This window comes from Enterobacter cloacae (assembly GCF_013375935.1).
Taxonomy (GTDB): Bacteria; Pseudomonadota; Gammaproteobacteria; order Enterobacterales; family Enterobacteriaceae; genus Enterobacter; species Enterobacter pasteurii.
Genome location: NZ_CP056117.1, coordinates 2,652,446 through 2,674,356, shown reverse-complemented (window position 1 = coordinate 2,674,356; position 21,911 = coordinate 2,652,446). Strand labels below are relative to the sequence as shown.

Below are 21,911 nucleotides of genomic sequence, written 5' to 3'. Positions count from 1 at the left end.
AGTATAGATAACGCGCGATTTTAGCCGTGATGATATCCGCCACCCAGCGCGGAGGTCAGCTGGAGCGTGGCATCCACGTACTGGCCTTTCAGCATCAGGCCGGAAATACGCTCCCTGAGCGCCGGGATTTTTGCCTCGCTCACCCGCGCACCGGCAACGATCCCCGCGCTGAAGCGCGCCTGCGCCAGCGCAACGACTCGCGCCGCGTCTTTTTCGATCTGCTGCTGGTGCTGATTTTTGGCGGTCAGCGTTTCCACTTCGCTGGCCGTGCGGGCGACCTGATTTACGGCGTCCACCACGGCCTTGTTGTAGTTCGCCACGGAGAGGTTGTTCTGCGCCTGAGCGATATCCAGGTTCGCATTCAGGCGACCGCTGTCAAAGATCGGCAGCGTCAGCCCGGCGGTCACGCCCATCTGCTGCGCGGACGAGCGGAACAGATCGCTCAGGTGCAGCGCATCCTGCTGTAAGAAGGCCATCATATTGACGTCGGGATAGAACGCGGCTTTCGCTGCATCCACTTCGCTCATGGACGCTTCGATATACCAGTGGGCTTCCTGCAGATCCGGACGGCGGGCCAGCAGCTCGTAGCCGAGCGTGGACGGCAGCGTTGCCTCTACCGCGGGCAGTGGGCGTTTGGCCAGGCTAACGGAAGGCGTGTTGGTCAACGCGTTCAGGCGCGCTTCAATAACCCTCATTTTACCCTTCACGTCAGCAAGCTGCTCGTCGGTTTTACCGGCATTGATGTCGGTTTCAACGCCCTCCACCGAGGAGGTAATGCCGTGCTGATAGAGTTCACGATCGGCACCGATGATATTTTCCTGCTCCCGTTTAACCTGAGCGAGCACATCCCCCACCGCGGCCTCGGTCTGCCACGCCCAGTACAGGCGCGCGACGCTGCCGGCGAGCAGCTGGCGGGTTTGCTCCAGCTCCGCTTTTTGCGCATTCACTTTACCGATGCGGGCCTCAATCCGGGCGCGATTTTTGCCCCACAAATCCAGATCCCAGCCCGCCGTCAGGCCAAAGGTCCCGTTGGTGTACCACGGACCGGTAGTTCCCGCAGCGGGGTCAGTCAGGGCAAACGGCCCCATCAGCCCCTCAGCCGACATTTTTTGCCGCTCCACGTCTGCGGAAAAATCCATCTGCGGGCCATCCGCAGCGATGGCGGCCTTCGCCTGCGCTTCCGCCAGCGTGATGCGCTGCCGGGCAATTTGCATATCCGGCGCATCGGCTATCGCTTTGGCGATCAGCGAACTGAGCTGCGGATCGTTATAGTCTTTCCACCATTCGCTTTTCGGCCAGTCGGCATGGCGCAGCGGGCTATTCACCGACGCGGCCGCCGTTTGCGCCTTTACTGGCGACACCGTCGCATGTTCCGGCGCGCAGGCGGCCAGGATTAAAACAAGGGGAGCACTCAGAGATAAAATAAGAAAACGTTTCATTACGCCATGCACTCAAAAAAATAAAGGCGCAACTTACGCTTGATGGCGCAGCGTTTTTTAGTAACGCGTGGCAATCCGTACATTGTCATACATTTTTATATTCGGAAATTTATATCCTTAAAAAATGTATTAATTACATGTATTCATACCAATTATGAATTGGCTGCTACACTTATTCACGACAGACATACGCAGGAGAAGCGAATGAAAATACTATTGTGGGTTATTTTGATTATATTTCTGATAGGGCTGCTGGTGGTAACCGGCGTATTCAAGATGATTTTCTGATTCTGTCGCCCGGCGTCCTGCCGGGCGAGCATAGTAACGCTTTGCTTAATGCTTCGACTGGATCACCCGCGCAATCTCTGCCGAGGTTTGCAGCGTCCGGATCTCCTGAAATAACCCCAGCGCTTCGCCGTACTCTTTACGCAAATAGCTCAGCCACTGTTTAATGCGCGCAACGTGGTACAGCCCGGTATCGCCCTGCTTCTCCAGCCGCGTGTATTTTTGCAACAGCTTCACCACGTCAGCCCACGGCATGCGCGGCTCGTTATATTTCACCACCCGGCTGAGGTTTGGCACGTTAAGCGCGCCGCGGCCGATCATCACCGCATCACAGCCGGTCTCCTTCAGGCAGGCCTGCGCGCTCTCGTAATCCCAGATTTCACCGTTGGCGATAACCGGTATGGCAAGCCGCTTGCGGATCTCGCCTATGGCCTGCCAGTTGATGCGCTCGGCTTTATAGCCGTCCTCTTTGGTGCGTCCGTGAACCACCAGCTCGGTTGCCCCGGCCTGCTGCACCGCGTCAGCAATTTCAAATTGCTTATCGCCACTGTCCCACCCAAGACGTACCTTAACCGTGACCGGCAGATGCGACGGCACCGCCTCACGCATGGCCTTTGCGCCGCGATAAATCAGCTCAGGATCCTTGAGCAGTGTCGCCCCGCCGCCGCTGCCGTTCACCAGCTTTGACGGACAGCCGCAGTTAAGGTCAACCCCGTAAGAGCCAAGCGCCACCGCGCGGGCGGCGTTTTCCGCCAGCCACTCGGGATACTGGCCGAGCAGCTGGATGCGCACCAGCGTTCCGGAAGGGGTACGGCTCTGGCGGTGCAGCTCAGGGCAGAGGCGATAAAATGATTTTTCTGGCAGCAGCATATCGACCACGCGCAAGAACTCCGTCACGCAAAGATCGTAATCGTTCACCTCGGTTAGCAGCTCGCGCACGAGCGAGTCGAGCACGCCTTCCATCGGGGCCAGTAAAACACGCATTCTGAGTACCTGTGAAAAAAGACGCGCTATAGTAGCTGCTCTCTATGTATGTTGAAAGCCCGGCGTTCCATTGCGGAATGTCTGGCATGCGCAAAATTCATGATGTGATCCGTGGCACATTTTCAGGTTTAATTGTATGATGAATACGTCTCAGCAAGGACTTTCACCATGAGCAAATCACTGAATACTATCTGGCAATATCTTCGCGCCTTCGTCCTGATTTATGCTTGTCTGTACGCCGGCATTTTTATCGCCTCGCTGCTGCCCATCGTCATCCCCGGCAGCATTATCGGCATGCTGATCCTGTTTGTGCTGCTGGCATTACAGGTCCTGCCTGTGCAATGGGTCAACCCGGGATGCTTCGTGCTTATTCGCTATATGGCCCTGCTCTTTGTGCCTATCGGCGTTGGGGTAATGCAGTATTACGATGTGCTTAAAGCGCAGTTCGGCCCGATTGTTGTCTCCTGCGCCATCAGCACGCTGGTGGTATTCCTGGTGGTGAGCTGGAGCTCGCATCTGGTGCACGGTGAACGTCGCGTGGTCGGGCAGAAAGGAGCTAAAAAATGATGGCCAATATCTGGTGGTCCCTGCCGTTAACGCTGGCGGTGTTCTTCGCCGCGCGTAAGCTTGCGGTTCGTTTCAAAATGCCGCTGCTTAACCCGCTGCTGGTTGCCATGGTGGTAATTATTCCTTTCCTGCTGCTCACCGGCATTCCCTACGAGCGTTACTTCGCCGGGAGCAAGATCCTCAACGATTTATTGCAGCCTGCCGTGGTGGCGCTGGCGTTTCCTTTATATGAGCAACTGCATCAGATCCGCGCTCGCTGGAAGTCGATTATCACTATCTGCTTCGTGGGTAGCCTGGTGGCGATGATCACCGGCACCTCAGTGGCCTTGCTGATGGGCGCGTCACCGCAGATTGCCGCCTCTATCCTGCCTAAATCCGTCACCACGCCAATTGCCATGGCAGTGGGCGGCAGCATTGGCGGCATCCCGGCCATCAGCGCCGTGTGCGTAATATTTGTCGGTATCCTGGGCGCGGTGTTTGGCCACACGCTGCTGAATATCATGAAAATTCGTACCAAAGCGGCGCGCGGTCTGGCGATGGGCACCGCTTCGCACGCCCTGGGCACCGCACGCTGCGCGGAGCTGGACTACCAGGAAGGGGCGTTCAGCTCGCTGGCGCTGGTGATCTGCGGGATTATTACCTCCCTGGTCGCGCCGTTCATCTTCCCGATTATTCTGGCGGTAATGGGCTAAAATTTGCGATGCGTCGCGCAAATTTCATTTTCATTTCATAAGTTGCACACATAATGAGATTTGGATCACATATAAAGGCCGAGCGGCTCCGTACACTACCGATCCATTAACCTTGATGAGGCAACGTCATGCATCCACGTTTTCAAGCTGCTTTCTCTCAGCTTGCAGAGAATTTGCAATCAGCCCTGGCTCCGGTTCTGGCGGATGCGCATTTCCCCGCCCTGCTGACGGCAGAACAGGTCTCGACGCTTAAGCAGGCGACGGGGCTGGACGAAGACGCGCTGGCTTTCGCCCTGCTGCCGCTGGCGGCTGCCTGCGCCCGCGCTGACCTTTCCCATTTTAACGTAGGTGCAATCGCGCGCGGCGTGAGTGGAACCTGGTACTTCGGTGGGAACATGGAGTTTCTCGGCGCCACCATGCAGCAAACCGTTCACGCGGAGCAGAGCGCCATCAGCCACGCCTGGCTGCGCGGTGAAAAAGCGCTGAGCACCATCACCGTCAACTATACCCCCTGTGGCCACTGCCGCCAGTTTATGAACGAGCTGAACAGCGGTCTGGAGCTGCGCATCAACCTGCCGGGACGCGCGCCGCATACGCTGGGCGATTATCTGCCTGACGCTTTTGGCCCGAAAGATCTTGAGATCAAAACCCTGCTGATGGACGAGCAGAACCACGGTTTTGCGCTGACGGGGGATGCGCTCAGCGAGGCAGCCATTGCAGCCGCCAATAAAAGCCACACGCCGTACAGCAAATCCCCAAGCGGCGTCGCCCTTCAGTGCCGCGACGGGCGCATCTTCACCGGTAGCTATGCAGAGAACGCCGCGTTTAACCCGACGCTGCCCCCGCTGCAGGGTGCACTGAACCTGCTCAGCCTGAACGGGTACGACTACCCGGATATTCAGCGCGCCATTCTGGCTGAAAAAGCCGATGCACCGCTGATCCAGTGGGACGCCACCGCGGCCACGCTGAAAGCGCTGGGCTGTTCAACCATCGACCGCGTCCTGCTCGCTTAATCACGTCGGCGGGCCTAAATGCCCGCCCGTCTGACGAAAAACCCCTCAGTTGATTCGCTGTTTCTTGCGCTAACCAGGCGGGTACAGTAGCCTGAGGGAAATTTCATCATCGGTACGAGCCATCTGCATGTTAAAGCGCGTGTTTTACAGCCTGTCTGTCCTGGTCGGCATACTGCTGTTGATCGTGCTGGGCCTCGACCGCTGGATGAGCTGGAAAACAGCTCCCTACATCTTCGATGACCTTCAGGACCTCCCCTACCGCCAGGTGGGCGTGGTGCTCGGTACCGCCAAGTATTATCGCACCGGCGTTATTAATCAGTACTACCGCTACCGTATTCAGGGCGCGCTCAACGCCTATAACAGCGGCAAGGTGAACTATCTGCTGCTGAGCGGCGATAACGCGCTGCAAAGCTATAACGAGCCGGTGACGATGCGCAAAGATCTGATTGCCGCAGGCGTCGACCCGGCCGACATCGTGCTCGACTACGCCGGGTTCCGCACGCTGGACTCCATCGTGCGCACCCGCAAGGTGTTCGACACCAATGACTTCATCATTATCACCCAACGCTTCCACTGCGAGCGGGCGCTGTTTATCGCGCTGCACATGGGCATTCAGGCTCAGTGCTACGCCGTGCCGTCGCCAAAAGATATGCTGAGCGTACGCGTGCGCGAGTTTGGCGCCCGCTTCGGCGCCCTGGCTGACCTGTACCTGTTCAAGCGCGAGCCGCGCTTTTTAGGCCCACTGGTGCCGATCCCGGCGATGCATGAAGTACCGGAAAATGCGCAGGGTTACCCGGCGGTAACGCCGGAGCAGCTGCTGGAAATGCAGAAGAAAAAATAAACCCGCCATGCGGCGGGTTCAGGGTTATCGATTGGCTTATTTCTTACGCGCGTACTTCAGTGAATCCAGCGCAACCGCGAAGATGATAATCGCGCCCTTGATGATGTACTGCCAGTAAGGGTTCACGCCGATATAGGTCAGGCCGTAGTTAATCACGGTGAAGATGATCACACCGGTCACCACGCCCAGCACGGTGCCTACGCCGCCGCTGAAGGAGACGCCGCCAACCACGCAGGCCGCAATCGCATCCAGTTCGTACATAAAGCCGAGGTTGTTGGTGGCAGAGCCGATGCGGCCCGCTTCCAGCAGCCCGCCGAAGGCGTAGAACACGCCGGACAGGGCATAAATCATCAGCAGGTTCAGGGCCACGTTAACGCCGGAGACCTTCGCCGCTTCCGGGTTACCGCCGATGGCGAAGATGTTTTTACCGAAGCGGGTTTTGTTCCACAGGATCCAGACGAACGCCACCGCAATCAGCGCATAGAAGGTGATATAGGAGAGCCGGAAGCTGCCCAGCGCCACAAACCCCTGCGTGAAGGTGGAGAAACCGCTGTCGAAGCCGGAGATGGGGGACGCGCCGACGAAATCGTAGTACAGGGAGTTGATACCGTAAACGATGATCATCGTGCCCAGCGTGGTGATAAATGGCGTCACGTTCAGGTAAGCGATGATGATGCCGTTAATCAGGCCAATCACCGCGCCGATGGCGCAGACGATCAGGATCACCACAAAAATCGGCATGGTTGCCATCTCCGGGAACACCTTGTTGGCGTTTTCCATCGACTGCAGCAGGGTTGCCGCAATAACCGCCGCCAGACCCACCTGGCGTCCTGCCGAAAGGTCAGTCCCCTGGGTAACGATAAGCCCCGCCACGCCGAGCGCGATAATAATACGTACGGAAGACTGGGTCAGAATGTTACTCAGGTTCAGCAGGCTTAAGAACGTAGGGTCCTGGAAAATAATAATTGCCAGCAATACTAAAAGAACAACGTAAATACCGCCTTCTTTCAGATAAGTGAGAAAACTTTTTTTATTTAACGCACTCATGAGGAGCCCCTGATCTTAAAGGTGCAAAGACGCAAGACGCAAAATTTCGTTTTGCGTTGTCGTTTTGGTGTCAACAATACCGGCAACGAGACCATTGCTCATAACCAGAATACGATCTGTGATCCCTAACAGTTCCGGCATTTCGGAAGAGATAATAATGATCCCTTTATCTTTTTTAGCCAGCTCTGCTATCAGCTGGTAAATCTCAAACTTTGCCCCGACGTCGATACCGCGCGTGGGTTCATCCAGCATCAGAATTTCAGGCTGCGTTAATAACCAGCGACCGATAATCACCTTCTGCTGGTTCCCTCCTGAGAGTGAGCCAATTTGCGTACGGTGGCCCGGCGTTTTCACGCGCATGGAGTCAATGACCCACTGGGTATCACTCTTCATGCGGGAATTATCCAGCAGACCGATTTTGCTTTTGTAGTTACGGATATTCGAAATTAACGAGTTAAAGTTAATATCGAGGTAGGCATAAATACCGGTTGAACGACGTTCTTCCGTCACCAGCGCAAAACCGTGGTTAATGGCTTCGTTCGCGTTGTGGTTATTGATTTTCTTGCCGTGCAGCGTAATGGTGCCGCCGGATTTTTCACGGATCCCGAACAGGGTTTCCACGATATCGGTACGCTTAGCGCCCACCAGCCCCGCGATACCCAGGATCTCGCCTTTGTGCAGGTCGAAAGAGACGTCACGTATGGACGGCTGACGCAGCGAGGTAAGGTTTCGCACCTCCAGAATCACTTCGCCCGGCTTGTTTTCTTTATCCGGGAAGCGCTGGTTCAGGGAACGGCCAACCATCATGGCGATGATCTTGTCCATATCCAGCCCTTCCAGCGGCTGCGTGGCAATCCACTGGCCGTCGCGCAGGATGGTGATTTCATCGCACAGCTGGAAAATTTCTTCCATTTTATGTGAGATATAGACGATGCCGCAGCCGCGATCCTTCAGCTTGCGAATAATGGTAAAAAGGTGGTTAACCTCTTTTTCCGTTAATGACGATGTCGGCTCATCCATGATCACGATTTTCGCATCATAGGAGAACGCTTTGGCAATTTCGATCATCTGCATCTGGGATACGGATAATGTCCCCACGCGCGCGCGCGGATCGATATCAATATCCAGCTCGTCAAAAATGGCTTTAGTATCGCGATACATTTTGTCCTGATCGACAAAAACGCCTTTGGTTGGATAACGACCCAACCACATGTTATCCATTACTGAACGTTGCAGAACCAGGTTTAACTCCTGGTGTACCATCGAGATGCCGTTTTCCAGCGCTTCTTTCGCTGAGTGGAAATCGATCTCTTTTCCCTGAAAAAGAATGCTGCCAGAATCTTTTTGATAGATCCCAAAAAGACATTTTAATAACGTTGATTTACCCGCACCGTTTTCACCCATTAACGCATGAATAGAGTGAGGACGCACTTTTAAATTAACATTATCGAGTGCCTTAACGCCGGGGAATGACTTATTAACGCCGGTCATTTCCAACAAGTATTCACCGGACGACTGAGTAGCTGTGCTGACCATAATTATACCTTGTTGGCCTCGCATATCGCGTTATAAAAGGGCGCAACGAATTGCGCCCAGTGAAGATAAAACGAAGATCTTATTTACCGATAAACTCAGCCAGGTTGGACTGGTCTACGCCCACGTAAGGAACGCGAACGATTTTGTTTTCAATTTTCCAGCTGGTGCCGTCAGCAGCGCCTTTACCGTCAGCGAGGTTTTTCGCCAGGTCGAAGGTGGCTTTCGCCTGATTGTTAGCATCGTTCAGCACGGTACCGGCCATGGCGCCAGATTTCACCAGCGCCAGCGCTTCTGGCAGCGCATCTACGCCAAACACGGGAACGGCGGATTTATTGTGCGCTTTCAGCGCTTCTACTGCGCCCATTGCCATCGCATCGTTGTTTGCGATAACCACTTCAATTTTGTTAGCGTTCGGACCAGAGAGCCACGCATCCATCTTATCTTTCGCCTGAGCGGTGTCCCACATTGCGGTGTCTAACGCCAGCTGCTGGGTTTTCAGGCCTTTGTCGTTCAGCTCTTTGATAACGTAAGTGGTACGTGCTTCAGCATCCGGGTGGCCCGGCTCGCCTTTCAGCAGCACAAACTGAATCTGCCCATCTTTGTTCAGATCCCAGTTCGGGTTCGCCGCCCAGTGTTTCGCAATCAGATCGCCCTGGATAATACCGGACTCTTTGGAGTCAGTACCCACGTAGTACGCTTTGTCGTAGCTATCCAGCGCCTTACGGGAAGGTTCTTTGTTGAAGAAGACAATTGGCACGTTCTGGCCGCGCGCTTTCTCGATAACCGTGCCCGCCGCCGCCGGGTCAACCAGGTTGATGGCCAGCGCCTTCACGCCTTTTGCCAGCAGAACGTCAATCTGATCGTTCTGTTTGGACTGGTCGTTCTGGGAGTCATTCATCAGCAGCTGCACGTCTGGCGCCGCTTTAGCATTTTTTTCAATTGCTTTACGCACAACAGACATGAAGTTGTCGTCGTATTTATAGATAGTTACGCCAATACGGGTATCCGCTGCGTGCGCTGCTGCGCCAAAAAGCATGCTTGCCATGACAGCAGACAGAGTCAACACCTTCTTATTCATGGTATCTCCGGTTTTTTTTATGCAGGGTAGTTCTTGTGAAAAACGGTCGGCGGGCAGATGTTAATAAAACGTTACTGATCGCCGAAGTTCACTTATAAAATGTCCAGCTTCCGTGTTCGGTAACGCTCCAGAAATGCGTTTTATTCGTTGTTTGAGGCATGGTGGTAACGGTAAAAGCGAATAATCACCGTTACATTATGTTTCAGCCCCTAAAACGCTGACATCATAGACAGCGGCTTGTTAAGATACTGTGAATTTACTCACAGATTGAAAACGGTTACATCACCTGATGTTATCAGTTAGTGATCGGAGCCACAGTTTGCCGAACCGCGACCGAATGACGCCGCACTAAAGTCGGCATAAAACAATGCGTTGCGTCAGGATCCAGCAGCCCTGCCGCCCCCTGCAGCGCCAGCTCCGTCGCCAGTTTCGCCATCGACGCAATGGGGTAACGCACCGTCGTCAGCTGCGGATCGGTGTAACGGGCAATCGGGATATCGTCGAAGCCGATCAGCGATAAATGCTGCGGCACCGCAATGCCGTTGTCCTTCAGCGCGGTAAGCGCCCCTGCCGCCATGCTGTCGTTGTAGGCGAACACTGCCGACAGCTGAAGATTACGTCCCAGCAGCTCAACCATTGCCGCTTCACCGCCCTGCATATCCGGCGAACCGGTTCCTACCCAGCTCTCCAGCGGCACAATGCCCTGCTTTTTGAGGGCGTTTTGCCAGCCCTGGCGGCGCATCATGTCGTCTTCAATGCCGTGGCTGGAAGCCAGATAGCCAATACGCTGATGGCCGTTGCTGATGAGCATCCGCGTCGCCATCATTGCGCCGCTGATGTTATCCAGACCAACGCAGCGGTGCGCATAGCCGGGCACGATGCGGTTAATGAGCACCATGCCGGGGATCTGCTCCATAAACCCGGCAAGCTCCTCATCGCTCAGGGCTTTTGAGTGTACGATCAGGGCGTTGCAGCGCTGGCGGATCAGCACCTCAATGGCATAACGCTCTTTTTCCGCCTCGTGGTAGCTGTTGCCAATCAGCACATACTTCTGGTGCTGCTGGGCGACAACGTCCACCGCCTTAACCAGCGCGCCAAAGAAGGCGTCCGACACATCCATCACCACCACGCCAATGGTATCGCTGACCTGCGTGGCCAGCGCCTGAGCATTGGCGTTTGGCCGGTACCCCAGCTGGGTCACGGCTTTCATTACGGTTTCACGCGTTTCAGGGCTGACCAGCGCGCTGTTGTTCAGCACGCGGGAGACGGTAGCAACAGAAACACCCGCCAGGCGGGCGACGTCACGAATGGTGATCATATTCACCACCCTTTAAGGAATTGCAGCAACTCACAGACACCCCCTGTGTTTAGCAAGGTGGCTATTCTGGCAGCGAGAGAAAGGAGACTACGTGAAGAAGCTCACACAGATGAAAACGCTTACATCCGTTTTGTTAATGATTGTGATCCAGATCGTTATCTGGATGTATTACGTAATGATACACCCGACGCACGCGCGGTTAACTGCCGCCACGCCCACTCCAGCGGGCCCTGACGGAAATAGCGCAGCCAGATGACGGAAAACATCACGTTAACAATCCAGACCGGAATAACAAACGCCAGCAGCGTCAGGCGGTCGAATTTCATAAACAGGCCGAATCGATAGAATAGCGTGGTGCATATCAGGGTTTGCAGAAGGTAATTGCTTAACGCCATCCGCCCAACGCAGGCCACCGCGCTGACGATCCACAGGCGAGAAAGCTGCGGCCAGAAGCCGTAGATCAGCGCCGCATAGCCAACGGTCTGGAACGGTGCGCTCAGCTCTCGCGGGACCTGGAGCAGGAACGCGCACCAGCGGTAATCCCACTGAAGATGCCACTGTACGATCGTCGCCGGAAGGTTAATCATCACGCCGAGCAGCACCAGGCCCGCGCCTGTGAGACGATAGTGACGCAGGCTAAACTCCCCTTTCAGCCAGCCGGTGCGCATCAGGGAGGCGCCAATCAGCATCATTCCCGCCAGCTGCCAGCCGTATTGCGCGCCCAGCGCCAGCAGGTTATCGCCGAGCATATCGGCCCGGTTGCCGATGGCTTCCGCGCCGCCTTTCAGCTTCCAGTACTGCTCATATTGCAGGTTCGCCGCGTCCGGGGTCCATGACCGGCTGGTGGAACCATCCGCAATCATGCCCAGCAGCAGCAGCACGGCCAGCCCCATGACGTAGAGCATCACCCCGGTGTTGAACAGGCTTTTTACGCCGGGCGCGTCGCGGATCAGCCGCCAGCAAATAAGGCCCACCAGGCCATAAGCCAGCAGAATATCGCCGTCCCAGAAAAGGAGTCCGTGAATAAAGCCGAGGATGACCAGCAGCGTTAAGCGCGACTGGATCCAGCGCGTGCCGCGCCTGAGGAGAAGCTGAAGCCCCGCGCCAAAGAGAAGCGCAAAGAGGGTAAGGAATTTAACCTGGGCAAAGAGATCGAGGAGGGCCCACGTCCAGGCATCGCTGCGCGTGATGTCGCCATACCACGCCGGATTGAGATACGCCGCCTTCGGCAGACCGAAGGCGTTAATATTCAGCAGCAGGATACCGAGAATGGCGACGCCGCGAACAAAATCGAGCGTGACGTTTCGCTCCATGGTCCCTGCCCTGTCTGCTTAGTTGTGGTGACGCACGGCGCGCAGGAACTCCTGGCGGGTGTTCTGGCTCGACTTAAACAGACCGCCCAGCGAGGTGGTGGTGGTCGCGCTGGTGGCATCACGTACGCCGCGGGCCTTCACGCAGTAGTGTACCGCGTCGATGGACACCGCCACGTTGTTGGTACCCAGCAGGGTTTGCAGCGCGGTCAGGATCTGCTGCGTCAGACGCTCCTGCACCTGCGGACGCTGGGCAAAGAACTGCACGATGCGGTTGATTTTGGACAGGCCGATCACCGTATCTTTAGGAATATAGGCCACCGTCGCTTTGCCATCGATCGTCACGAAGTGATGTTCACAGGTGCTGGTCAGCGTGATATCGCGCACCGTCACCATCTCATCAACCTTCATCTTGTTTTCAATGACGGTAATTTTCGGGAAGTTCGCGTAGTCCAGGCCGGAGAAAATTTCGTCGACGTACATTTTTGCAATGCGGTGCGGCGTCTCCATCAGGCTGTCGTCGCTCAGATCGAGATTCAGCAGTTGCATGATCTCCGTCATGTGATCGGCGATCAGACTCTTGCGGGTTTCATTGTCCAGTTCCTGCACGGGCGGGCGCAGTGGCGTTTCAAGACCGCGCGCAACCAGCGCTTCATGGACAAGGGCTGCTTCTTTACTGAGTGATGGCATTCTTTTCTCCTGCAGGTGTGGCGTCTTTTGCCCTCGTTGTGGCAAAAGTGTGCGCTCATTGTGCGTGAGGCGACGCACATAATCCAGTATTCACGACGATAATTATTGCAATTGCTGTTGCCTTTCAGCGTGACGATTCCAGACAAGGCCGCCAGCAACAAAGAGCGCGATACCGGCCAGCCCAAGCGCAGGCTCCAGCCGGTGGGTAAGCCAGGTCGACAGGGCCGAGGTGACCGGACCGATCAGCTGACCGATGGCATACCCGGTGGTGAGCAGTCCCGCCATGTAGCGCGTGTGGTCTGGCGCCAGCTCGCGCCCGTATAAAAGGGAGAGCTGTACGGCGCAGAGGAAACCGCCGCCCACCAGCAGCCCGCCCGTCAGCAAACCGCCAATGCCCGGCAGGAGCCATGCCGCCAGCACGCCAACGCCCTGTAGCCACAGGACAATCGCCAGCCTGCGGTTGGACGTCGAGGTATGGCGCAGGATGATGCTGAGGGCAATTCCCACCACCGAGGCGGCGCCAAAAATCGGCCAGACAAACTGGGCAAACAGGCTGCCGGGAAAGCGCACGGTCGCCATTTGCGACAGGAAGGTCGCCGGGAGGATATAGCCAAACCCCGCCAGGCTGTAGCTCCAGACCAGGCGCTTTAAATCTGCGGTCAGCAGCAGCGGTTCAGGTGCGGAACCCGGACGATGAAGCTGACCCGCACGCGGCAGATACCGGGCCACCAGCGCAATCAGCACCAGCGCCAGCACGCCGTAAATTTGCCATGCCGCTCCGGCGGACAGGGATTTCGCCTGAATATAGACCGCCAGCAGGCCGCTCAGGGCAATACCGGCACCGGGACCGGCAAAGACGGCCGCACTCAGCCCCGGCTTGCCCAGCTGCCCCAGCCGCTCGTTGGTCCAGGCGGCAATCAGCACCATCGACCAGCCGCTCATGCAGCCAATCACAAAGCGCAGCAGGCCGTGAACGATGGCGTTATCTGCCGCCGCGGAGAGCAGCGTCAGCGCCACCGCGCCGCCAATGCCCAGCCAGAGACGCGTTTCAACGAAGCGATGGGCGCGCATGGCATCCCACGCGCCTACCAGATAGCCCAGATAGTTCATCGCCGCGACCAGCCCCGCGCTGGTGAGCGTGAGTTGCCCGGCGGCAATCATCAGCGGCACCTGAGGCGTGAAGGCGAAGCGCCCTATCCCCATCGCCACGACCAGAACCACAAATCCGCTGAGCGCGATACGCAGCGCCATGATCGCTCCAAATGTTAAAGAAAAGTAAAATCATGATGCAACATCTCGCCGTCCTGCGAAAGTGAAAGTTGCTCACAGGTCAATGAAAACTCTGTATTATGAGTTTCATGAATAGTCTTCCGTATAAGGAGCCCTGCATGGAACTGCTCGAAGAGCATCGTTGTTTTGAAGGTCGACAGCAGCGCTGGCGGCACGACTCCACCGTCCTGAACTGCGCCATGACGTTCAGCATTTTCCTCCCACCGACGGAAAATCCACCGGTTCTGTTCTGGCTTTCAGGCCTGACCTGCAATGACGAAAACTTCACCACTAAAGCGGGAGCCCAGCGTATTGCCGCTGAGCTGGGCATCGCGCTGGTGATGCCAGACACCAGCCCGCGAGGGGATGATGTGGCGGACGATGCCGGGTACGATTTAGGCAAAGGCGCCGGATTCTATCTGAACGCCACCGAGCAGCCGTGGGCGAGCCACTACCGCATGTATGATTATGTCCGTGATGAACTACCTGCACTGATTCAGTCAGAATTCGCGGTGAGCGAGCGCTGCGCGATTAGCGGTCACTCCATGGGCGGCCACGGCGCGCTGATAATGGCGCTGAAAAATCCGGGTAAGTACGCGAGCGTGTCGGCATTTGCGCCCATCGTGAACCCAACGCAGGTACCGTGGGGGCAAAAAGCCTTTACGGCCTATCTGGGGGAAGATGTACAAAAATGGCAGGAATGGGACAGCTGCGCGCTGATGCTGGCAAGCCGGACGGAAGACGCGATTCCGATGCTTATCGATCAGGGTGATGCGGATCAGTTCCTCGCCGGGCAGCTACAGCCTGCGGTGCTGGCCGAAGCGGCGCGTCAGAAAGACTGGCCGCTGACGCTGCGCATCCAGCCGGGATACGACCACAGCTATTACTTTATGGCGTCCTTTATTGAGGACCATCTCCGCTTCCATGCGGAGCATTTGTTCAGGTAAGTTCGGCCTTTTGCCCGGTAGACTCCTGTATACCGGGCCTATCCCCTCCCCCTCATTTACATAATCCTATCCGCTTGAAACCAGACCGGTTTTTTTTATTTACATCAAACACAAATGATTTCAATTATCATTTGTGTTTACAATTCTACATTCTTTTGTACAATTCCAGGCTCTTCTCCATCTCAAAGAGTTCTTAAAAGACAAAAACATACAGTTCTCAGGGTTATCCCGATGGAGTTTTATTCTTTTTATATGGAATGTACAAATGACAATACTCCGCGTTAAGCTCCTGGCCGTCGCCGTTGGCGCTGCCACATTTACCCCCTTCGTTCACGCAGCCGATCAGGACACCGTTGTCGTCACCGCGACGGGTTTTGAACAAAAGATCCAGAATGCCCCCGCCTCCATCTCTGTTATTTCGAAACAGCAGATTGAAGATAAAGCCTACCGTGATGTTACCGATGCCCTGAGAGACGTCCCGGGCGTTGTCGTCACTGGCGGCGGGAGTAGCAGTGATATCAGCATTCGCGGTATGGCATCTCAGTACACCTTGTTTCTGGTGAACGGCAAACGCGTCAGTACGCGAAGCACCCGCCCAAACAGCGATAACTCGGGTATTGAACAAGGCTGGCTGCCGCCACTGGAGTCCATAGAGCGCATCGAGGTCATCCGCGGCCCGATGTCCTCGCTTTACGGCTCTGATGCTATGGGTGGTGTCATCAACGTCATTACCAAAAAAGTCTCGAACACCAAAGCCTGGACCGGTTCTTTGCATGGCGATGCAACCTTCCAGGAAAACCATGATTCCGGCGACATCTTCCAGACCAACGCCTACGCTTCAGGTCCTCTGATTGACGGCCTGCTGGGCGCAAAAGTGACGGGGCTTTTGTCACGCCGCGCCGAAGATAAGATAGTGAACGGGTATAACGAGCAGAAAATGCGTAACGGTGGCATTACGCTGAACTTCACGCCGGACGAGAAGAACGATTTCGATCTTGATTTTGCTCGTGAGCTTCAGGACAGAAACAGCACGCCAGGGATGTCGAAAGCGGCTGAAACCTGCCGGGGAACGACCTGTAAGCCAAATACCAAAAGCGACTCGCGCTATGAGCATACAACTTACTCCTTAACCCACAGCGGGTATTACGACGACTTCAATACCACCAGCTATATCCAGCAGGAAGAGACCAATAACCCAGGTCGCAAAATGCGCTCGTATAACACCACCTTCAACAACCAGAACCAGATTTTCCTCGGCGATCATACATTGACCCTCGGCGGGCAGTATCGGTATGAGAAACTGCGCGACAAGGGCAATCAGCTGGAAGCTGCGGACGGCCTGAACAAACTGACTCGCTGGAGCTGGGCCCTGTTTGCCGAAGATGAATGGTCAATGACGGAAAGCTTTACGTTGACCGGTGGCCTGCGTATGGACAAAGACCAAAACTACGGGACGAACTGGACGCCGCGCGGTTACGGCGTATGGCACCTGGCCGAACAGTGGACGCTGAAAGGCGGGGTTTCGGCTGGCTATCGGGCGCCGGATCTGCGTCAGTCTTCCGCCAGCTGGGGCCAGGTAACGGGTGGCGGCCGTCTTGACGGTATCATCGTTGGCAACCCGGATCTGAAACCAGAGAAGAGCCTCAGCGAAGAGCTCGCCCTGCTCTGGGATAACAACGATAACCTGAATGCCGGCGTGACGCTGTTTAATACCGACTTCAAGGACAAGATTACGGAAGTTCGCCGCTGTAACAGCAGCGCCGATCCCGCCTGTACGATTGGCGATCACAGCTATGATTTCGTGAGCGACCGCGTCAACGTGGACAAAGCCAACATGCGCGGCGTGGAGTCCTCGTTCGGCTGGAAAATCTCGCGCGATGTGAACTGGACCGCAAACTATACCTATACCGAATCCGAGCAGAAGAGCGGTCAGTTCTCCGGCAAGCCGCTGAACAAAATGCCTAAGCACATGTTCAACACCACCCTGGACTGGCAGGCGACGCCCGACGTCGGTTTCTGGAGCCGTCTGAACCTTCGCGGTAAAACGTCCGAGTATCTGAGCCGTACGTCAATGTCCCAGGGCACGCCGTCCTACACTCAGGTTGATGTCGGTCTGCGCTACAACGCGAACAAAAACCTGCTTGTTACCGCCGGTGTGTATAACGTGCTTGATAAGCAGATTGATTACGATACGTATGACACCGTGCTTGACGGGCGTCGCTATACGGTTGGCATGACCTACAGCTTCTGATCTGCCCATAAAAAAGCCCGCTCAAATGAGCGGGCTTAAAGAGAGGAAGTGCGTTTAGCGTTTAAATCGTTCCGGGAAATCCATTTCACTGTAGCGAACGAAGCGGGTTCCTTTCGTCAGCTTGTAGCCGAACCAGATAATCAGGAACAGCGGAATACCGATATAGGTGGCCGTCACGGCGCCCCAGTCGATGGTGTCCGCAAGGAAGGCTTCGTAGTTCTGGCCCAGGGTGATGATCAGGCACAGAATGAAGGCAAAAATCGGCCCCAGCGGGAAGAACCCCGAGCGGTACGGCAGGTTGTTCAGATCGTGGCCCTGCTTGACGTAGCCGCGGCGGAAACGATAGTGGCTGATGGCAATGCCCAGCCAGGCGATGAAGCCCGTCATACCGGAGGTATTGAGCAGCCACAGGTACACCGTCTGGTTGCCGAACATGGAGGTCAGGAAGCACAGACCGGCAATCACCGTGGTCGCGTACAGCGCGTTGCGCGGCACGCCGCCGCGGGACAGTTTCGAGAAAATCCGCGGCGCTTTGCCGTCGCAGGCCAGGGTATAGAGCATACGGGTGGACGCGTACATGCCGGAGTTACCCGCAGACAGCACCGCCGTCAGGATCACCGCGTTCATTACCGCCGCCGCAGAGAGCAGGCCCGCGTGCTGGAAGACCAGCGTGAACGGGCTGACGCTAATGTCCTTCACGTCGTTACGCAGCAGGCTAGGATCGGTGTACGGAATGATCAGGCTGATAATCAGGATCGCGAACACGTAGAACAGCAGGATACGCCAGAACACCTGACGCACCGCGCGAGGAATGTTCTTCTCCGGGTTTTCGGATTCACCGGCCGCAATGCCAATCAGCTCGGTGCCCTGGAAGGAGAAGCTGACAATCATCGCCACGCCAATCATCGCCGAGAAGCCTCCGGCAAACGGCGCATCGCCTATGCTCCAGTTGCTCCACCCGGCCGGTTCAGCCCCTTTGAAAATACCAACGATCATCGCCACACCGACGACGATAAAGATGATGACGGTTGCCACTTTAATCAAAGAGAACCAGTATTCCGCTTCGCCAAAGCCGCGAACGGAGATGTAGTTCAGCAGGAAAATCACCGCAAGGAACAGCGCACTCCAGATCCAGCCCGGCGTGTCCGGGAACCACCAGGTCATCACCAGCTGTGCGGCGACAAGATCCACGGCGATAGTCACCGCCCAGTTGTACCAGTAGTTCCAGCCCAGCGCGAAGCCGAAGCCTTCTTCAACGTATTTCTGACCGTAGGTCGAAAACGAACCCGATACCGGCATATAGGCCGCCAGTTCGCCCAGGCTGGTCATCAGGAAGTACACCATCAGGCCAATCAGGATATAAGAGAATAGTGCCCCACCCGGGCCTGCTGCCGAAATCGTTGCGCCAGAGGCAACGAAAAGACCTGTACCGATAGATCCGCCAATGGCGATCATCGTCAGGTGACGCGCCTTAAGTGCGCGACGTAGCGCGGGCGCTTCTGTGGTTTTAGTTTCTGAAACCATGTGAAAATGCTGTCCATTCAATAAATGAGGCGCGATTGTAGCAGACGATCTGCGTTCCTTCCGGCAGAAATGCTCAGTTATAAGAGAGCTTCATGACTCGGCCAGGATTATAAGTAAAGCATAATTTTTCCCTCTCCCCTTTGGGGAGAGGGCCAGGGTGAGGGGCGATTTCACATCTCGCAGTAGCGCAGAAAACGCTGCAGCGAACTGGAAAGGTGCTTTTGCCGATGGTGGATGCACCACAGCGTGCGCACCAGCTTCGGCAGCGGAACGGGGATCTCAACCAGCGATCCGGTTTCCAGCTGCTCGGCAATCACCCGTCGGGAAAGACAGCTAATGCCCAGACCATGGCGTACGGCGTGCTTAATCGCCTCTGAATTGCCCAGCTCCATGCCCAGCTGGAAATGAGGCAGGTGCGAGAGCAGCAGATAATCGACAATCTCACGCGTGCCGGAGCCCTGCTCTCGCAGGATCCACTGGGCCTGCGCCAGCCGCTCCAGCGTGACCTCGCCCTGCAGTAGAGAAGAGGCCGGAGACGCAAACACCACCAGCTCGTCCTCCAGCCAGGGTTCGGCGATGATATCGACGTTGTGGCATGGCCCTTCGATAAGCCCGATATCCACGCGGAAATCAATCACCGCGTTGATGACATCCTGGCTGTTGCCCACGCTCATCTCCAGCGGCAGGGTCGGGAAATCCCGGCGGTAGCGGGCGATCACTTCCGGCAGAATATAGTTACCGATCGTGCTGCTGGCGTACACGCGGATCGCACCGTTGTCCTCGCGGAACAGCTGTTCGATTTCGACGGCCTGCTCCAGCAACGCCAGCGCGCGCGGGTAGAGCAGTCGGCCATGTTCGTTCACCACCAGCCGCTTCCCTACCCTGTCGAACAGCTGGACGCCTAGCTGGCCTTCAAGATCGGTTAAGGCCGCGCTGACGGCAGACTGCGAGAGCGCCAGCATTTGTGACGCCTGGGTCGTCGAGCCGCTCTTCAGCACTTCGGCAAAAACTTCCAGCTGACGCAATGTAATGTGCATAGTTGCTTACCACTTATAAAGATTGATTATAAATATATAATCAATTTTATTTTTAAGCCAGAGCGCCGTAACCTTTAGCCAGACAAAGGAGAAGGTTATGTCAGAAATCACCTTACAACATCATCGTACAGTGTGGCACTTCGTGCCGGGTCTTGCGCTCAGCGCCGTGGTTACCGGTGTCGCCTTATGGGGCGGCAGCATTCCGGCGGTGGCCGGTGCAGGATTCAGCGCCTTAACGCTGGCCATTCTGCTCGGCATGGTCGTCGGGAATACCGTTTATCCGCACATCTGGAAATCCTGTGACGGGGGCGTTATTTTCGCCAAACAGCATTTATTGCGTCTCGGGATCATCCTTTACGGCTTTCGCCTCACCTTTTCGCAGATTGCGGATGTGGGCGTCAGCGGGATTGCCATCGACGTCCTGACCCTTACGAGCACCTTTTTACTGGCGTGCTTCATCGGCCAGAAGATCTTTGGGCTCGATAAACAAACCAGCTGGCTGATTGGTGCTGGCAGCAGCATCTGCGGCGCGGCCGCGGTGCTGGCGACGGAGCCGGTGGTTAAGGCCGAGGCCAGTAAAGTTACGGTGGCCGTCGCGACGGTGGTCATCTTCGGTACGCTGGCGATCTTCCTCTATCCGGCCATGTATCCGCTGGTGGCGCACTGGTTCAGCCCGGAAACCTACGGTATCTATATCGGTTCAACCATGCATGAAGTGGCGCAGGTGGTAGCGGCAGGTCACGCCATCAGTCCGGATGCGGAAAACGCGGCGGTCATCGCTAAAATGCTGCGCGTAATGATGCTGGCACCGTTCCTGATTTTCCTGGCGGCGCGGGTTAAACAGCTGGCGCCGGCGGGCGGCAACGAGAAAAGTAAAATCACCATTCCATGGTTTGCGATCCTGTTTATCGTGGTTGCCATCTTTAACTCCTTCCACCTGCTGCCGAAGGCGGTGGTGGATATGCTGGTCACGCTGGATACGGTACTGCTGGCCATGGCGATGGCGGCGCTGGGCGTAACCACGCACGTGAGCGCCCTGAAAAAAGCCGGTGCGAAGCCGCTGCTGATGGCGCTGGTGCTCTTCATCTGGCTGATTGTGGGCGGCGGCGCGATTAACCTCGCCGTACACAGCCTGCTGGCATAAACCATCTCGTCCTTCTCCTGTTAACCCGTTATCATAGGCGTTTCGGGTTAACAGGAGTCTTTTTATGAAATATGTTGGAGCGCACGTTAGCGCTGCCGGTGGCCTTGCGAATGCCGCCATTCGTGCCGCCGAAATCGAGGCGACCGCCTTCGCCCTGTTCACCAAAAATCAGCGCCAGTGGCGCGCTGCTCCCCTCACCGCTGAAGTGATTGATAGCTTCAGGGCCGCCTGCGAGAAGTACCGCTATGGGCCAGGCCAGATCCTCCCGCACGACAGCTATCTGATTAACCTCGGCCACCCGGTTGCTGAGGCGCTGGAAAAATCCCGTGAAGCGTTCCTGGATGAGGTACAGCGCTGCGAGCAGCTGGGCCTGACGCTGCTCAACTTCCATCCGGGTAGCCATCTGATGCAGATCGATGAAGACGCCTGCCTGGCGCGCATTGCCGAGTCCATTAACATCACGCTGGATAAAACTAAAGGCGTGACGGCGGTGATTGAAAACACCGCCGGTCAGGGCAGCAACCTGGGCTTCAGGTTCGAACATCTGGCGGCGATCATCGACGGCGTGGAAGACAAATCCCGCGTGGGCGTGTGCATTGATACCTGCCACGCGTTTGCGGCAGGCTATGACCTGCGCACGACCGAGGCAACGAAGAACACCTTCGACGAGTTCGAGCGGATTGTTGGCTTTAACTACCTGCGCGGCATGCACTTAAACGATGCGAAAAGCGCTTTCGGCAGCCGCGTTGACCGCCACCACAGCCTGGGCGAAGGCAATATTGGCCACGATGCGTTCCGCTTTATTATGCAGGACGCCCGCTTCGACGGCATTCCGATGGTGCTGGAAACCATCAACCCGGATATCTGGGCGGAAGAAATTGCCTGGCTGAAAGCGCAGCAGACCGCTGAACAGGCGGCATAAAAAAAGCCGGGCGCGTA

At 56.3% G+C, this 21,911-nt stretch carries 19 protein-coding genes; 8 read left to right on the top strand and 11 right to left on the bottom strand.

Annotation, left to right across the window (positions count from 1 at the left end; translation table 11 throughout):
* Positions 1 to 20: 20 nt before the first annotated feature.
* Together mdtQ and dusC are read right to left on the bottom strand one after the other, a co-directional pair.
* Positions 21 to 1,439: a multidrug resistance outer membrane protein MdtQ gene (gene mdtQ / locus HWQ14_RS12570; RefSeq protein WP_176609894.1), complete on the bottom strand. Its 1,419-nt coding sequence runs from the start codon at positions 1,437 to 1,439 to the stop codon at positions 21 to 23.
* A 333-nt stretch (positions 1,440 to 1,772) separates the two neighbouring features.
* A complete protein-coding gene (gene dusC, locus HWQ14_RS12565; RefSeq protein ID WP_148419843.1) occupies positions 1,773 to 2,708 on the bottom strand; it encodes a tRNA dihydrouridine(16) synthase DusC in 936 nt (311 codons plus the stop codon).
* Positions 2,709 to 2,876: 168 nt separating this feature from the next.
* Here dusC and HWQ14_RS12560 point away from each other — a divergent pair, with 168 nt between their 5' ends.
* The 4 genes from HWQ14_RS12560 to sanA all read left to right on the top strand — a co-directional run bounded on the left by HWQ14_RS12560 (position 2,877) and on the right by sanA (position 5,821).
* Positions 2,877 to 3,275, top strand: a complete 399-nt coding sequence (locus tag HWQ14_RS12560; protein ID WP_176609893.1) for a CidA/LrgA family protein — start codon at positions 2,877 to 2,879, stop codon at positions 3,273 to 3,275.
* Positions 3,272 to 3,967 (top strand): CidB/LrgB family autolysis modulator, encoded by a 696-nt coding sequence (locus HWQ14_RS12555; protein WP_176609892.1) that lies wholly within the window; start codon positions 3,272 to 3,274, stop codon positions 3,965 to 3,967. The genes HWQ14_RS12560 and HWQ14_RS12555 overlap by 4 nt, the downstream gene beginning before the upstream one ends.
* 128 nt (positions 3,968 to 4,095) lie before the next feature.
* The gene (gene cdd, locus HWQ14_RS12550) at positions 4,096 to 4,980 is read left to right on the top strand and encodes a cytidine deaminase (RefSeq protein WP_176609891.1); all 885 of its coding nucleotides are present in this window, start codon (positions 4,096 to 4,098) and stop codon (positions 4,978 to 4,980) included.
* Between the two features lie 127 nt (positions 4,981 to 5,107).
* Complete coding sequence (sanA, locus tag HWQ14_RS12545; RefSeq protein ID WP_176609890.1) at positions 5,108 to 5,821, top strand: outer membrane permeability protein SanA; 714 nt, start codon at positions 5,108 to 5,110, stop codon at positions 5,819 to 5,821.
* A 36-nt stretch (positions 5,822 to 5,857) separates the two neighbouring features.
* On the opposite strand, the gene mglC is transcribed toward sanA, so the two are convergent.
* From mglC to HWQ14_RS12510, 7 genes are all read right to left on the bottom strand, one after another.
* A complete protein-coding gene (gene mglC, locus HWQ14_RS12540; protein WP_176609889.1) occupies positions 5,858 to 6,868 on the bottom strand; it encodes a galactose/methyl galactoside ABC transporter permease MglC in 1,011 nt (336 codons plus the stop codon).
* Positions 6,869 to 6,883: 15 nt separating this feature from the next.
* Positions 6,884 to 8,404: a galactose/methyl galactoside ABC transporter ATP-binding protein MglA gene (gene mglA / locus HWQ14_RS12535; protein ID WP_148419847.1), complete on the bottom strand. Its 1,521-nt coding sequence runs from the start codon at positions 8,402 to 8,404 to the stop codon at positions 6,884 to 6,886.
* Between the two features lie 79 nt (positions 8,405 to 8,483).
* Positions 8,484 to 9,482, bottom strand: coding sequence for a galactose/glucose ABC transporter substrate-binding protein MglB (gene mglB / locus HWQ14_RS12530; RefSeq protein ID WP_176609888.1), 999 nt, complete (start codon positions 9,480 to 9,482; stop codon positions 8,484 to 8,486).
* Between the two features lie 295 nt (positions 9,483 to 9,777).
* A complete protein-coding gene (gene galS, locus HWQ14_RS12525) occupies positions 9,778 to 10,800 on the bottom strand; it encodes an HTH-type transcriptional regulator GalS (protein WP_176609887.1) in 1,023 nt (340 codons plus the stop codon).
* A gap of 155 nt (positions 10,801 to 10,955) precedes the next feature.
* Positions 10,956 to 12,113: a DUF418 domain-containing protein YeiB gene (gene yeiB / locus HWQ14_RS12520; protein WP_176609886.1), complete on the bottom strand. Its 1,158-nt coding sequence runs from the start codon at positions 12,111 to 12,113 to the stop codon at positions 10,956 to 10,958.
* 18 nt (positions 12,114 to 12,131) lie between these two features.
* Positions 12,132 to 12,800: a GTP cyclohydrolase I FolE gene (gene folE / locus HWQ14_RS12515; RefSeq protein WP_148419851.1), complete on the bottom strand. Its 669-nt coding sequence runs from the start codon at positions 12,798 to 12,800 to the stop codon at positions 12,132 to 12,134.
* Positions 12,801 to 12,902: 102 nt separating this feature from the next.
* The gene (locus tag HWQ14_RS12510) at positions 12,903 to 14,051 is read right to left on the bottom strand and encodes a YbfB/YjiJ family MFS transporter (RefSeq protein ID WP_176609885.1); all 1,149 of its coding nucleotides are present in this window, start codon (positions 14,049 to 14,051) and stop codon (positions 12,903 to 12,905) included.
* Between the two features lie 137 nt (positions 14,052 to 14,188).
* Between HWQ14_RS12510 and fghA the strand changes: the two genes are divergently transcribed.
* Positions 14,189 to 15,016, top strand: a complete 828-nt coding sequence (gene fghA, locus HWQ14_RS12505) for an S-formylglutathione hydrolase (RefSeq protein WP_176609884.1) — start codon at positions 14,189 to 14,191, stop codon at positions 15,014 to 15,016.
* 265 nt (positions 15,017 to 15,281) lie between these two features.
* Positions 15,282 to 17,267 (top strand): ligand-gated channel protein, encoded by a 1,986-nt coding sequence (locus tag HWQ14_RS12500; RefSeq protein WP_176609883.1) that lies wholly within the window; start codon positions 15,282 to 15,284, stop codon positions 17,265 to 17,267.
* 54 nt (positions 17,268 to 17,321) lie between these two features.
* On the opposite strand, the gene HWQ14_RS12495 is transcribed toward HWQ14_RS12500, so the two are convergent.
* A complete protein-coding gene (locus HWQ14_RS12495; RefSeq protein ID WP_176609882.1) occupies positions 17,322 to 18,791 on the bottom strand; it encodes an amino acid permease in 1,470 nt (489 codons plus the stop codon).
* A gap of 170 nt (positions 18,792 to 18,961) precedes the next feature.
* Positions 18,962 to 19,828, bottom strand: coding sequence for a DNA-binding transcriptional regulator YeiE (gene yieE / locus HWQ14_RS12490; RefSeq protein WP_148419856.1), 867 nt, complete (start codon positions 19,826 to 19,828; stop codon positions 18,962 to 18,964).
* 97 nt (positions 19,829 to 19,925) lie between these two features.
* Here yieE and HWQ14_RS12485 point away from each other — a divergent pair, with 97 nt between their 5' ends.
* Positions 19,926 to 20,972 carry a YeiH family protein gene (locus HWQ14_RS12485; RefSeq protein WP_148419857.1) on the top strand — a complete coding sequence of 349 codons (1,047 nt, stop codon included), beginning with the start codon at positions 19,926 to 19,928 and terminating at the stop codon, positions 20,970 to 20,972.
* A 64-nt stretch (positions 20,973 to 21,036) separates the two neighbouring features.
* Entirely contained in the window at positions 21,037 to 21,894 is an 858-nt protein-coding gene (gene nfo, locus HWQ14_RS12480) for a deoxyribonuclease IV (RefSeq protein ID WP_148419858.1), read from the top strand.
* The last annotated feature ends 17 nt before the right edge of the window (positions 21,895 to 21,911 follow it).

Coding starts and splice junctions, on each gene's coding strand:
- dusC (WP_148419843.1), bottom strand. CDS start 2,708: ATGCGTGTTTTACTGGCCCCGATGGAAGGCGTGCTCGACTCGCTCGTG.
- mglA (WP_148419847.1), bottom strand. CDS start 8,404: ATGGTCAGCACAGCTACTCAGTCGTCCGGTGAATACTTGTTGGAAATG.
- mglB (WP_176609888.1), bottom strand. CDS start 9,482: ATGAATAAGAAGGTGTTGACTCTGTCTGCTGTCATGGCAAGCATGCTT.
- yeiB (WP_176609886.1), bottom strand. CDS start 12,113: ATGGAGCGAAACGTCACGCTCGATTTTGTTCGCGGCGTCGCCATTCTC.
- mglC (WP_176609889.1), bottom strand. CDS start 6,868: ATGAGTGCGTTAAATAAAAAAAGTTTTCTCACTTATCTGAAAGAAGGC.
- HWQ14_RS12485 (WP_148419857.1), top strand. CDS start 19,926: ATGTCAGAAATCACCTTACAACATCATCGTACAGTGTGGCACTTCGTG.
- yieE (WP_148419856.1), bottom strand. CDS start 19,828: ATGCACATTACATTGCGTCAGCTGGAAGTTTTTGCCGAAGTGCTGAAG.
- cdd (WP_176609891.1), top strand. CDS start 4,096: ATGCATCCACGTTTTCAAGCTGCTTTCTCTCAGCTTGCAGAGAATTTG.
- HWQ14_RS12495 (WP_176609882.1), bottom strand. CDS start 18,791: ATGGTTTCAGAAACTAAAACCACAGAAGCGCCCGCGCTACGTCGCGCA.
- galS (WP_176609887.1), bottom strand. CDS start 10,800: ATGATCACCATTCGTGACGTCGCCCGCCTGGCGGGTGTTTCTGTTGCT.
- sanA (WP_176609890.1), top strand. CDS start 5,108: ATGTTAAAGCGCGTGTTTTACAGCCTGTCTGTCCTGGTCGGCATACTG.
- HWQ14_RS12560 (WP_176609893.1), top strand. CDS start 2,877: ATGAGCAAATCACTGAATACTATCTGGCAATATCTTCGCGCCTTCGTC.
- nfo (WP_148419858.1), top strand. CDS start 21,037: ATGAAATATGTTGGAGCGCACGTTAGCGCTGCCGGTGGCCTTGCGAAT.
- fghA (WP_176609884.1), top strand. CDS start 14,189: ATGGAACTGCTCGAAGAGCATCGTTGTTTTGAAGGTCGACAGCAGCGC.
- HWQ14_RS12555 (WP_176609892.1), top strand. CDS start 3,272: ATGATGGCCAATATCTGGTGGTCCCTGCCGTTAACGCTGGCGGTGTTC.
- HWQ14_RS12500 (WP_176609883.1), top strand. CDS start 15,282: ATGACAATACTCCGCGTTAAGCTCCTGGCCGTCGCCGTTGGCGCTGCC.
- HWQ14_RS12510 (WP_176609885.1), bottom strand. CDS start 14,051: ATGGCGCTGCGTATCGCGCTCAGCGGATTTGTGGTTCTGGTCGTGGCG.
- folE (WP_148419851.1), bottom strand. CDS start 12,800: ATGCCATCACTCAGTAAAGAAGCAGCCCTTGTCCATGAAGCGCTGGTT.
- mdtQ (WP_176609894.1), bottom strand. CDS start 1,439: ATGAAACGTTTTCTTATTTTATCTCTGAGTGCTCCCCTTGTTTTAATC.